Raw genomic sequence first — 12,544 nt, forward strand, 5'->3', positions numbered from 1 at the left:
CATCAACGAAAAGGATCTCTGTTTGACGCAGGGCAGCAGCTCGCATTACCAGGTCCTCGGGATCCCCGTGACGGCGACGGAGAAGGACATCAAAGTCGCGTACCGCAAGGCCGCCCGGACCGCCCACCCGGACCACGGCGGCGACCCTGCAGCGTTTCGGCGCGTCACGCTCGCCTACGAGACCCTCATCGACACCAAACGCCGCGCCGACTACGACCGCTCTTACGGCAACGCATCCGGCGGCGCGTATTGGTCGCCCGCCGGCGATGAGGGCGCCCACTTCGACGCGCCCGCCGCGGGCAGCCGGGCGTCAGCCAACGTGCGCCGGCCAAACACGCCGCGGAATACGGCCGCGGATCCACCCGTCTACGTTCCCCCGTTCGAGCAGTTTGACGGCGGGTCGGCGGTGCCGCTGATTCCCGCCAGCGTCGCCCGGCAGCAGGTCCACGGCATGCCCCGCAAGCGCGGCATCTTCGGCGCCGAAGCCCGGATCCAACGCGAGATGCGCACCGTGCAGCTCATCAGCAGGCAGATCCTTACCACCATCCCGGCGGCGCGCCTTGTCAACGGGCTGCAGTCCCCGGCGGACAACAGCCACATCGACCACGCGGTCCTTGCCGGGTACCGTCTCGCGATCGTCGGATCCATGCTCCTGCCGCCGGGTGCCTACGCATGGAACGGCAGCACGTTGACCCACGGCGGACGCTCCGTCGCCCCGCCCCAGCTGGGCCACATCGTGCGCCGGATGCAGGACATATTTCCCGAGCTCAATGTCACCGGCTGGATTGTCGTCCACAGCACGGACGGCAATCTGCATCAACCGGTCATCGACCGGCACCGCCGCGCCCCCGGCGGCCAGGGAAGCGGGTACGGGGAAGGCTCGGGCCTTGTCGAGGTGGTCAACGCCGCGGGCCTGGCCCGCGGCCTGAAGTTGTTCCTCGGCTCGGGCCCGGCGCCCAACACCGTCAACGTTCCCGTACTGGCCCGCCTGCTGCGCGGAATGCACTAGATTCCGCCCGGGCGCTCCCCTGCGCCCCGGGGACGGAAGGCCCGAGGCGCGTTCGACGCCGGCGGCTCGCTAGGATGGGACGGTGTTCCGCATCCTCTTCCACACCCCAGAAATCCCCGGCAATACGGGAAACGCCATCAGGCTGGCTGCCATCACGGGCGCCGAACTGCATCTGGTGGAGCCCCTGGGCTTTGACTTTTCCGACGCCAAACTCCGGCGGGCGGGCCTTGATTACCACGACCTCGCCGTCGTGACCGTCCACCCGGACATCGACGCGGCGTGGGCCGCTCTCGAGCCGGAACGGGTATTTGCCTTCACCTCCGACGGCGAGACCACGTACACAGACATCCGCTACCGTGCCGGCGACGTCCTCCTGTTTGGTCCTGAATCCGTAGGCCTGCCAGAGGAAGTCAAACGCAGTCCCCGGGTGACGTCCCGGGTGCGCCTGCCGATGCTCCCATCCCTCCGGTCACTGAACCTGGCCAACGCCGCATCCATCGCCGTCTACGAGGCGTGGCGCCAGAACGGGTTCGCCGGGGCCAAGTTGTAGCGGTCCGCCGCGCAGGCCCGCCAGGACGTGCGGCGGCCACATGGTCGGCCCGCGGGAAAGAATTCCCGCGCAGCGCGCCCATCCAGGTGCCGGGCCGCACCGAATCACTTCTGAAGGCGGACACCAATCCGCCCACTCACATTGTGTCTACCGGGCATTGTGCGGAGAAACGGAAGGGAGCGAGGAGCGGCAGGTGAAAACAGTACATCTGGACAGATCCTCTGCCCGCGTGGCAGGGGCCGGCCTCTCGCCGCATGCCGCACCGATTGGCCCGCGTTGGGCTGCAAGCGCCCTATGCTTGGGAGTGATGGAAACTCCGAATGCCCCGAACCCCGAGGCCGCCGCACCGGCGGACACCTCAGCCGACATCAACGGCCGGCTCAGCAGCCTGCTGGCACTGATTGCCCAGGGCGACCAGACGGCGTTCGCGGAATTTTACAGTCTCACCTCCAGGCGCGTCTTCGGCATGGCACGCCGGGTCCTGATCGATACCGAACTCAGTGAGGACACCACCCAGGAAGTCTTCCTCCAGGTGTGGCAGAACGCCGCCAAATTCAATCCCGCCGCCGGCAGTCCGCTCGCCTGGCTCATGACGATCTCGCACCGGCGCGCCGTTGACAAGGTACGGTCCTCGCAGTCCGCCACCGACCGCGAAGCCAGATACGGTGCCAGCAGCCAGGAGATCGACCACGATTCCGTCTCGGACGAAGTCGGCAGCCGGCTCGAAGCCGAGGCCGTGGTCCGGTGCATGGAGACGCTGACCGATACGCAGCAGGAGTCCGTCCGGCTGGCGTACTACGGCGGCCTCACCTACCGGGAAGTGGCCGAGCGGCTGAATGCCGCGGTACCTACCATCAAGTCCCGCATCCGCGATGGACTCATCCGACTGAAGACCTGCTTGGGGGTGAGCTGAATTGACCGATATGAACGCACATGAGAACAACAACCGCCTCCCCGGCGGCTTCACCGCCGAGATCGCCACCGACCTGTCGTCCGGCCGCGTGGTGGACCTTGCCGAGGTCTATGCCCTCAACGCCGTGGACGACGCCGAACGCGCCGCAATCGAGCAGTTCCTCGCCTCCGCACCGGCAGCAGACAGGGCTGCCTTCAACGAGCGGGTCCGGCAGGCCCGGGAGACCCTGGCCACCAGCTTCACCGCAGAGGAAGAGCCTCCGCCCGGGCTGCTGGACCGGATCATGTCATCCTTGCCTGCGCAGACGTCAGAGCAGGCCGCAGCGCAGTCCCCCGCCGCAGTGCCGCTGCCCGGCACGGGTCCGCAAGCGACGCCGGTGCTGCCGCATCCGGTACGCGACGGCTCCGCGCTGCCCGCCACCGACGAACTCGGTGCGGCCCGCCAGCGCAGGGAAGAGCGCCGCCGCCCGCAGGGCATGCGGAACTGGCTTATCGGCGTCGCCGCAGCAGCCGTGATCGCCCTGGGCGGTGTGGGCGTCGGAGCCTACGTGGCCAACCAGAACGATCCCCTAAATCAAGTGATGCAGGCCAGCGACGTCCGCCAGGCCACCGTCAACGTCAACGGCGGCGGCACCGCCACTGTGTCGATTTCCCCGTCCAAGGATGCCGCCGTCGTCAAAATGAACGGCGTCCCGGCCCCGCCCGTGGGCAAGGTCTACCAGATGTGGCTGATCCCCAAGGACGGCTCCGCACCGGTCTCGCAGGGCCTCATGGACGCTGAAGCCCTGTCCAAGCCCGCGGTGGTCAAGGGCATCGGTTCCGCGGCCGCACTGGGCATTACCGTGGAGCCCGAAGGCGGATCCGCGTCGCCTACCCTGCCGACCGTCGCCGCCGCACCGCTGGACGCCTAGCCACCCGCAGGACACAGCAGGCCACCCGCACGCACAAAGCCGCCCGGGCCTTGGCTCCTTCCGTAGAAGGACTCAAGGCCCGGGCGGCTTTGTGTTGTGACCGGCGGACGGACCGACCGGCGGACGTCCCGCCGGGCCGGCTTTCCGCCCGGCTAAATGACCAGCGAGAGCAGCATGACCAGGCCGAAGCTCACCACGGAGATCAGGGTTTCCATGACGGACCAGGTCTTGAAGGTCTGGCCCACCGTGAGTCCGAACAGCTCCTTGACGAGCCAGAACCCGGCGTCGTTCACGTGCGAGAAGAACAGCGAGCCCGCACCGATCGCGAGGGCCAGGAGGGCGGCGTGTGTCGGCGACAGCGAGCTGGCCAGCGGTGCCACGATGCCGGCGGCCGTCACGGTGGCGACGGTGGCCGAGCCTGTCGCCAGGCGCAGGGCAACGGCCACGATGAAGCCGAGCACCAGAACGGACATGTTGGTCCCCTCGGCCCAGGCCTTCACGGAGTCTCCCACGCCGGCACCAATCAGCGTCTGCTTGAAGCCGCCGCCTGCGCCGACAATCAGGATGATCCCCGCGATCGGGCCCAGGCTGGCAGCGATCTTGCTCGTAATCTTGGCGCCGTTGAGGCCCACGGCATAGCCGAAGGTCACCATGGCCAGCAGGACGGCCAGGGTCATCGCCACGAGCGGCTGCCCGACGAAGTCGAAGAACATCCGGATCGCGGGGGCCGTCTTGGGGTCCGGCCAGATGATGTCCACAACGGCCCTGAGCAGCATGAGGACCACCGGGAAGATGATGGTCAACAACGTGACGGTGAAGTTCGGCGGGCGCTTGACGCCCTCCATGTCCGCGCCGTGCACGGTGTCGACGCCGCCGGCGACTGCGGGGGCACCCACCGGGACCCACCGGGCCGCCAGGCGGGAGAAGAGCGGCCCGCAGATAATCACCGTGGGGACGGCGATGAGGATGCCGAGGGCCAGGGTGGTGCCCAGTTCGGCCTTGACGGCGCTGATCGCGATCAGCGGTCCCGGGTGCGGCGGCACCAGCCCGTGCAGCACGGACAGGCCGGCCAGCGCCGGGATGGCGATGCGCATCAGGGGCATCTTGGAGCGCTGCGTGACCAGGACGATCACCGGCAGCAGCAGGACGAGCCCGATCTCGAAGAACATCGGCAGGCCGATGATCACGGCTACGAGCGTGATGGACCAGACCAGCTTGTTTCCGGTGGCCTTTGCCAGGAGGGTGTCGACCACCCGGTTCGCGCCGCCGGAGTCCGCGAGCAGCTTGCCCAGCATCGCGCCGAGGGCGACCAACAGACCGACTTCCTTCAGGACGCCGCCCACGCCGTCCTCGAAGTTGATGATCACCTTGGCCGGTTCCACACCGGCGGCGAGGCCGACGAATCCTGACCCCAGAATCAGGGCCAGGAAGGGGTGGAACTTGAATTTGGCGATTAGGACCACAAGCAGGGCGATGCCCAGACCCGCGATGATCAGTAGTTGGGTATTGACGCCGGTCCCGGCCTCAACGGCAGCGGGAAGCTGCATAGCTATCAGTGATTTCACAAAAAATTCCTTGGTCGCGGCGAAACGCGGGAAGGCTCAGGGCCTGGCGTCGGCGGCGTCGAGATTAAGTCGGGTGATGATTTCCTGTGCTTCTTCCGCCGGCGTTGCGGAGACCGACAGGGAGATGAAGTTTTCGTCTGCCGTGGGGGCTTCGAGCGCGTCGAACTGGGACTCCAGCAGGGCCGGGGGCATGAAGTGTCCGTGGCGGGAGGCCAGCCGGTCGGAGATCTTGTCCCGTGATCCCTCGAGGAACACGAAAATCACCCCTTCGCCGCGCAGAACGTCCCGGTAGCGCTTCTTCAGCGCCGAACAGGTCACGACGCCGGGATTCCCGGCGCCGGTGTGGGCCCGGATCCAGTCGGCAATGCTTTCGAGCCAGGGCCACCGGTCCTCGTCGGTCAGCGGCTGTCCTGCGTGCATCTTTGCCACGTTTGATTCGGGGTGCAGGTCGTCGCCCTCGGCGAGGTCCCAGCCCAGCCTGCCGGCCAGAAGTCCCGCGACAGTTGATTTGCCGGATCCGGAGACGCCCATGATCACAAGAACGGGGTGTTGCGCAGTCTTCGCCATCAAAGTCTGCCTTCCATCAAATAAATATGATTTAAACAGAGGCCAGCATATGGCAGAGGTTGGGCTGCGGCAACACTAGAAACCGGCGATGGTCCCCTGGCCGTTGACTGTTACGACATGGAAGGCCTCGGCGCTGCGGCCGACGGGAAATCCGGCGCGGGCCCCGGTGCCGAGCATGAGGCCGCGGACCGTGCGTTCCATGGCGTCGACGTCGGGGTGCTGGCTGACGTGGATGTGGATGGCGGCCAGCTTGCTCTCCACATGCCCGGTGACGTCCACGAAGTGGTTTTCGCGCTCTTCCGGCCCGGCGAAGAGCCACAGCCAGGGCAATTTGTAGGCCTCCAGCCCGGACTCGGCCAGTTCCGGGTACGCGAACGGGTTTTCCAGCGCGGGGTACACGGCACGGGTCACCGCCTCCCCCACAGCCAGATGATCCGGATGGCTCTTCTGGATCCGGTTCCAGTTGCGTTCCGGATGCATGGAGAGCACGACGTCGGGCCGGAGCTGCCGGATCAGGCGCACCACCTCGCGCATCACCTCATGCGAGGGTTCGAGGTAGCCGTCACGCTGGTGCAGGTAATGGATGTCCGTGACGCCGACCAGGGCGGCGGCGCGCTGCTGCTCGGCAACTCGCAGCCGCACAATTTCCTCGCGCTGCTCCGGATCAAAGCCGCCGGCGTCGCCGTCGGTCATAATGCAGTAGCTGACCTGGACTCCGGCGGCGGTCCAGGCTGCAACCGTGCCGGCTGCGCCGAAATCGATGTCGTCCGGGTGGGCCGTGAAACAAAGCACCCGCTCAACCCGGGTGGTCTCCGGGTCGAACGGGCTTTGTGCCGGGACGGCGGTGGTGCTCATGCGGTCAGCCTCTGCGCTTCTTGATTTCGGCGGTGGCCTGCGGCAGTACCTGGAAGAGGTCGCCCACAATGCCGAAGTCCGCGATCTCGAAAACCGGCGATTCGGCGTCCTTGTTCACGGCCACGATCACCTTCGCGGTCTGCATGCCTGCCTTCTGCTGGATGGCTCCGGAAATGCCCGCGGAGATGTAGAGCTGCGGCGCGACGGTCTTGCCGGTCTGGCCGATCTGCGCGTCGTGGCCGATCCAGCCGGCGTCCGTGGCAGCCCGCGAGGCACCGATGGCCGCGCCGAGGGCATCGGCGAGTTCCTCCAGCGGACCAAAGTTGCCGTCCACGCCACGGCCGCCGGCCACGACGATCCGTGCATCGGACAGATCCGGGCGTCCGCTGGCAGGCTTGTCGGTGCGCGCCGTAATCCGGGCGGCGGCCCCGGTCACGTCAGGGACCTGGACTGTGATGCTCTCCGGCGCCGTGCCGGTGACCGCGGGCTCGGGCGTGATGCTGTTGGGCTTCACGGTCAGCACGGAAACGGGTGTCGTCGCCTTCGCGGCGCTGGTGTAGGAACCGGCCAGGACCGACTTGTGCGCCGTTCCGTCGGGGTCCACCGCCACGACGTCGGTGATGACGCCGGCGCCGAGCCTGATGCCGAGCCGGGCGGCAACTTCCTTGCCCTCGGCCGAGTTCTCGGCCAGGACCACGCCCGCACCGGCGGCGGCCGCGGCCGCGGCCAGGAATGCCGCCTTTGGTCCGACGAGGTATTCGTCGAGGTCCGTGGCGGACGGGCGGTACAGTGCCTGGGCGCCGTACGCGGCCAGGGTCGAGGCGGCGTCGTCGTGCAGTTCGCCGTTGACGGCGGCGACGGTCTCGCCCAGGGACCGGGCGATGGTGAGCAGTTCCAGGCTCGACTTCTTCAGCGCCGCACCGGGGTTGTCGATGAAAACGAGTACTTTTGCCATGTTCGGATAATCCCCTTTAGAGCAGCTTCTGGGCGGCCAGGAACTCGACCAGCTGGATGCCGGCGTCGCCTTCGTCGGTGATGATGGTGCCGGCCGGCCGCGGCGGGCGGGCCTCTGCGGTCTCGACGGCGGTCCAGGAACCGGACTGGCCCACCTGGGCCGCGTCCACGCCGATGTCGGCAAGGCTCAAGGTGGTGATGGTTTTCTTCTTCGCCGCCATGATGCCCTTGAAGTTCGGGTACCGCGGATCATTGATCTGGTCGGTGACGGAAACGACGGCCGGCAGTGTGGCCTCGATGGTGTCCGCGTGGGTGTCGCCGTCGCGGCGGGCGGTGAGCTTGCCGGCGTCGAGCTCCAGGGACGCGGCGAAGGTTATCTGTGGGAGGCCCAGCCGCTCAGCGAGCTGTGCCGGGACCAGCGAGGTCTCGCCGTCCGTGGAGGCCATTCCGGTGAGGATGAGGTCCGCGGGGACGTCCGCGCCCAGGTGGCGGATCGCGGCGGCCAGCGCCAGCGACGTGGCTGCGGCATCCGAACCGGCCAGGGCGTCATCGCTGAGGTGCACGCCTTCCGTAGCGCCGATCTGGAGGGACTTCTTCACCGCATTGACTGCCCCGGCCGGGCCCATGCTCAGCGCAATGACCTTGTTGCCGGCCGCTTCTCCGCCGCGGGCCTCGGTCAGCTGCAGCGCAGCTTCCAGGGCGTATTCATCCAGTTCGGACAGGATGCTTTCGGAGCGATCCACCGTGTTGGCCTCACCTGTGAGGTGGCGGTCGAACTGCGCATCGGGGACGTGCTTGACCAGCACAATGATTTTCAGAGTTTCTTCCACTGTGTCTACAGCAGCCTTCCATGCGGGTGGACAGCCGCCCCTGACGGGGTCATGGCCACGGAATGCCCGGCAGCCGGGCTGTTCCTAGCTAACCATATAGCCGCCGGGCAGCGCGGCCAGGGTTAAGGTCTGTGTCAGTGAACTGGCCCGGGACGGCAAAGGCCGGGCCGCACCTTTGCGGTGCCGCCCGGCCTGTTTGCTGCTGCCTTGATTTACAGCTGCGCTGTTTGCTGTCGCCCAGCTCTACTGCTCGGCTGCGGCGCCGAGCGTCACGTCGACGTCCTTGAGCTGGCCGCCGCGCAGGACCGTCACCTTGACCGTGGCCCCGGCGGCCTGTTCCCGCACCGCCGCGGTGAGCTGGTTGGGATCGCTGATGGTCAGGTTCTGGAACTTCGTCACGACGTCGCCGACCTTGATGCCGGCCTTGTCTGCGGCCGAGCCGGACTCGACGGTCGCGACCTCCGCGCCCACCGAGAACCCGGAGGAGGACGAGCCTGCGGCCTTGGGCTTCACGCTGACGCCGAACTGCCCGTGGGTGGCTTTGCCGGCGCTGATGATCTCCTGGGCCACGCGCTTGGCGTTGTTGATGGGGATGCTGAAGCCCACGCCGATGTTGCCGCTGCTGCTTCCGCTGGCCGCGTCGCCGCCGGCGGAGGCGATCGCGACGTTGACGCCGATGATTTCGCCCTTGGTGTTCACCAGCGCGCCGCCGGAGTTACCCGGGTTGATGGCCGCGTCCGTCTGGATGACGTTGATCGAGATGGATCCCTGATCCGCGGTGCTCGGAGTCTCGCCGCCGCCGGGGGGCGCGAACTGGAAGCCCTGGTCACCGCCCTGGGAGTTGTCTGCGCCGCCCTTCGGCGCAGCCGAGGATGCCACGCTGATGGTCCGGTTCAGGGTTGAGACAATGCCGTCGGTGACTGTGCCGGTGAGTCCCAGCGGCGAGCCAATGGCGACGGCGGTGTCACCGACGTTCAGCTTGCCCGAGTCGCCGAGAGTTGCCGGGACCAGTCCCGAGGGGTTGTCGATCTTGATCACGGCGAGGTCGGAAAGCGGGTCGGTACCGACGATCTTCGCGGAGTAGACCTTGCCGTCGCTCGTCCGGACCTCCATGGTGGCGTTCGCGGCCTTGCCGTCGAGCGTCACCACGTGGGTGTTGGTCAGCACATGGCCCTGGGTGTCGAGGATGATCCCGCTGCCGGTGCCGCCGTCGCTGCCGCTGGTCGCTTTGATGGTCACCACACTGGGGGAAGCCTTGAGGGCGGCGGCGCTGATGGCGTTGACGTCTTCCCTGTTGTTGACGATCACCGGACCCGCCTGGCTCGTGTTGCTCGCGGCGGACGGGGAAAGGCGGTCGCCCAGCAGGGCGTTGCTGCCGGCCACGACGCCGCCGCCGATCAGGCCCGCGGCCACGATGCTGGCCACGAGGGTGGGGACGCCGAATGCCGCCTTGCGCTTGGGGGCGTGCGCCGGGTCGTTCGCAAAGCCGGGACCGGAAGGGTAGGACGGGCCCGGCTGCGGCTGGCCGCCGTAAGGGTTGGCGCCGTAGTGGGACTGGCCGTACTGGGTTTGCTGCGACTGGCCGTACGGGGGTTGCTGGGACTGGCCGTAGGGCGGGTGGCCGGGCTGGGCGGGCTGGCCCTGGCCGGCCTGGGAGAACCCGCCGTACGGGCCGGTTTGCTGGGCCGGGGCGCCGATCTGCTGGGTATCCGCGGCGGAGGGCTGGTGCTGCTGGTACACCGGACGCGGCGCGCCGTCCTCGGCGCGGTCCAGCCGGAGGGTCGGGTTCTCGGGCGCCGGGCTTGCGACTACTGAGGTTTCGGACGTCGTGCTTTCGGATGCCGGATTTCCCGGTGCCGCCTCAGGCGCGCGGCCGGCATGCGGCTGCTCCGGCGAGCCATCCCGCACTCCCGCCGGTTCCTGATTCTGTTGTGTCGGCTCCGGTGACACACCCGGCACTGGGTTCTCAGTCATGAGACTTCCTTTCATCCTCGTCTGCCTATAACTATGGACGCTCAGGCTGACACTAGAGCGGACATTTGCTGGGAGGTTCCTGAACGGACAGTTTGCGGCCTGCGGGCCCGTGTTTCCCAGTTTAAGCCCGTTTCGCTGGTGGCATATTCCCCTAGGTGGACTGCCTTTTGGGTGCACCATAGAATCAAATGGAAATGCCACAGCGACCTGCGGCTTTACATCTGCGTGGGGGCGCTGCTGCTTTCTGTGACGGCTGGTTCGACCGAACCGGTCCCAGAAGTGCTGAAGGGTTGCACATGCGGTCTAAGTTGAATCGTTTCCTCGCCGTCCTTGGCGTCGCTGGATTGCTGGCGCTCCCCGCCGCTCCAGCCCTGGCCGAAGATCCGGTGGCCATTCCGTCCGGGCAGAACATCGTGGACAGTGCGAACGTGCTCGGCGGCCGCAAGGCCGAGGTCCAGGACGCCATCCAGAAGCTCCTCAAGGACCACAAGTACAACCTCTACGTCATCACGGCAAAGACGTTCGAGAATCCGGCCGAACCCAAGGCGTGGGCCCAGGCCGTCGCGACCAACAAGGGCATGGGCAAGGCCGACGTCATCCTGACCATGTCCGACGACGGCAAGTACTACTTCTCCCCCAGCTCGGCCAGCGCCATCTATCCCAAGACGTCCACGATCGTCCAGAACGCCATCGTGCCGAACCTGGCCGGCGGAAAGCGCGACTTCGCCCAGGCAGCCATTGATACGGCCGCCGCGGTGGGCGACGCGGCCGGTGGCGGCAGCGGAACGGTGCCGTCCGGCGCCGGGGCGGGCAGCGCCGTCCTCGTCGGAGTCGGCGTCGTGGCTGTGGGCGGTGCGGGAACGTACCTGTACCTGCGCAGCCGCCGGAAGAAGGCCCTGCAAAGTTCGGGGGCGTCAGCCGGGGCCCAGGGCGGGCAGCCGGACCCGCTGGCGGGGCTCAGCGTGGCCGAGCTGCGCCGGAAGAGCGATTCGCTGCTGATCGAGGCCGATGACGCCATCAAGTCCAGCGAGCAGGAGCTCGGATTCGCCCAGGCCCAATACGGGGACGCCGCCGTGGGCAATTTCACCAAGGCCCTGCAGGAGGCCAAGGGCCACATGACGGAATCGTTCAAGCTGCAGCAGCAGCTTGACGACCACATCCCCGACACCGAGGAGCAGCAACGGAGCTGGCTCGTTGAAATCATCGGCCGCTCCGAAGCCGCGCTGGCATCGCTGCAGGAACAGAAAGCCGATTTCGATTCCCTCCGGGAGCTGGAAAAGAACGCCCCGCAGGCCCTCGCCGCCGTCGGCGCCGGCGCCGCGGACGCCCAGGCAAAGCTTGCCGCCGCCGAACAGTCGCTGACCGATCTGCGGGCCAAGTACGCCGAGAGCGCCCTGATCCAGGTCGCGGACAACATCAAACAGGCCAAAGAACGTCTCGACTTCGTGCAGAACGCCTCCACGGCGGCACAGGAAAAGCTCGCCGCGGGTGAAAGCAGCCTCGCCGCGGTCGCCGTCCGCGCCGCCGAGGAAAGCCTGCACCAGACGAACGTGCTGATCGGCGCCATCACCAAGGTGGCCGGCAGCCTCGACGAGGCACGCAACAGCCTGGAAGCCGCCGTCGTCGATACCGCGCAGGACCTGGCCCAGGCGAAGGCGATGATCCAGTCCGGCGCCCATCCGGAACTTGCCGGCCCCGTGGCTGCGGCGGAAGCCGCGCTCGCCCAGGTCAAAACGGAAATCCAGGGCGGCAAGATTGATCCGATCGCGACGCTGGAACGGGTCGTCACGGCCCACCAGGCACTCGACCAGTCCCTGGCCGGAATCCGCGACCAGCAGGACCAGGCGCGCCGGGCCCAGGCCTCACTGCAGCAGAGCATCATGTCGGCCCAGGCCCAGATCAGCGCGACGTCGGACTACATCACCGCCCGCCGCGGCGGCGTAGGCACCGATGCGCGCACACGCCTGGCGGAAGCCCAGCGGAACCTGGACTATGCGCTCTCCATTTCCCGCACCGACCCCGTCACGGCCTTGCAGTACGCACAGCAGGCCTACGCGCTGGCGGCACAAGCCGCGCAGCTGGCCCAGTCCGACGTCGACCAATTCGGCGGCTACGCCAACCAGGGCCAAGGCTACGGCCGGGGCGGCATGTTCGGCGGCAGCGGCGGGGGCGGCCTCGGCGGCGCGATCCTCGGCGGAATCCTCATCAATTCGATCCTCCACGGCGGAGGCGGCGGAGGCTGGGGCGGCGGCGGAGGCGGCTGGGGCGGCGGAGGCGGCGATGACTCCGGCGGCGGCTGGGGCGGCGGCGACTTTGGCGGCGGCGGAGACTTCGGCGGCGGGGACTCCGGCAGTTTCTAGCCTGTTCGCCACCCCCGCAGGGGACAAAGTGGGAAGCAGCAGCAGGAAACTTTACAG

Annotated in this window: 11 protein-coding genes; 5 read left to right on the top strand and 6 right to left on the bottom strand. The window is 67.7% G+C overall.

Annotated elements, in window-relative coordinates; translation table 11 throughout:
* The first annotated feature begins 22 nt into the window (after nt 1-22).
* The 4 genes from AC1DRO_RS12935 to AC1DRO_RS12950 all read left to right on the top strand — a co-directional run bounded on the left by AC1DRO_RS12935 (nt 23) and on the right by AC1DRO_RS12950 (nt 3,382).
* Complete coding sequence (locus AC1DRO_RS12935; protein ID WP_476951101.1) at nt 23-1,009, top strand: J domain-containing protein; 987 nt, start codon at nt 23-25, stop codon at nt 1,007-1,009.
* Nucleotides 1,010-1,091: 82 nt separating this feature from the next.
* The gene (locus tag AC1DRO_RS12940) at nt 1,092-1,559 is read left to right on the top strand and encodes a tRNA (cytidine(34)-2'-O)-methyltransferase (RefSeq protein ID WP_476951102.1); all 468 of its coding nucleotides are present in this window, start codon (nt 1,092-1,094) and stop codon (nt 1,557-1,559) included.
* A gap of 307 nt (nt 1,560-1,866) precedes the next feature.
* Complete coding sequence (gene sigK, locus AC1DRO_RS12945; protein ID WP_223913940.1) at nt 1,867-2,472, top strand: ECF RNA polymerase sigma factor SigK; 606 nt, start codon at nt 1,867-1,869, stop codon at nt 2,470-2,472.
* A 10-nt stretch (nt 2,473-2,482) separates the two neighbouring features.
* Nucleotides 2,483-3,382, top strand: a complete 900-nt coding sequence (locus AC1DRO_RS12950) for an anti-sigma factor (RefSeq protein WP_476951103.1) — start codon at nt 2,483-2,485, stop codon at nt 3,380-3,382.
* A gap of 152 nt (nt 3,383-3,534) precedes the next feature.
* Here the strand turns inward: AC1DRO_RS12950 and AC1DRO_RS12955 are convergent, their stop codons facing one another.
* The 6 genes from AC1DRO_RS12955 to AC1DRO_RS12980 all read right to left on the bottom strand — a co-directional run bounded on the left by AC1DRO_RS12955 (nt 3,535) and on the right by AC1DRO_RS12980 (nt 10,127).
* Complete coding sequence (locus tag AC1DRO_RS12955) at nt 3,535-4,929, bottom strand: GntT/GntP/DsdX family permease (RefSeq protein ID WP_223913985.1); 1,395 nt, start codon at nt 4,927-4,929, stop codon at nt 3,535-3,537.
* Between the two features lie 54 nt (nt 4,930-4,983).
* A complete protein-coding gene (locus AC1DRO_RS12960; RefSeq protein ID WP_476951104.1) occupies nt 4,984-5,514 on the bottom strand; it encodes a gluconokinase in 531 nt (176 codons plus the stop codon).
* Between the two features lie 75 nt (nt 5,515-5,589).
* Complete coding sequence (locus AC1DRO_RS12965; protein WP_476951105.1) at nt 5,590-6,369, bottom strand: PIG-L deacetylase family protein; 780 nt, start codon at nt 6,367-6,369, stop codon at nt 5,590-5,592.
* A gap of 4 nt (nt 6,370-6,373) precedes the next feature.
* A complete protein-coding gene (locus AC1DRO_RS12970) occupies nt 6,374-7,324 on the bottom strand; it encodes an electron transfer flavoprotein subunit alpha/FixB family protein (protein WP_476951106.1) in 951 nt (316 codons plus the stop codon).
* A 16-nt stretch (nt 7,325-7,340) separates the two neighbouring features.
* On the bottom strand, nt 7,341-8,141 hold the full coding sequence (locus tag AC1DRO_RS12975; RefSeq protein WP_476951133.1) for an electron transfer flavoprotein subunit beta/FixA family protein: 801 nt from the start codon (nt 8,139-8,141) through the stop codon (nt 7,341-7,343).
* A gap of 255 nt (nt 8,142-8,396) precedes the next feature.
* Complete coding sequence (locus AC1DRO_RS12980) at nt 8,397-10,127, bottom strand: S1C family serine protease (protein ID WP_476951107.1); 1,731 nt, start codon at nt 10,125-10,127, stop codon at nt 8,397-8,399.
* Between the two features lie 296 nt (nt 10,128-10,423).
* On the opposite strand from AC1DRO_RS12980, the gene AC1DRO_RS12985 reads away from it, so the two are divergent.
* Nucleotides 10,424-12,487, top strand: coding sequence for a TPM domain-containing protein (locus AC1DRO_RS12985; protein WP_476951108.1), 2,064 nt, complete (start codon nt 10,424-10,426; stop codon nt 12,485-12,487).
* The last annotated feature ends 57 nt before the right edge of the window (nt 12,488-12,544 follow it).

The sequence above is a fragment of the Arthrobacter sp. P4_F11 genome, from assembly GCF_056401395.1.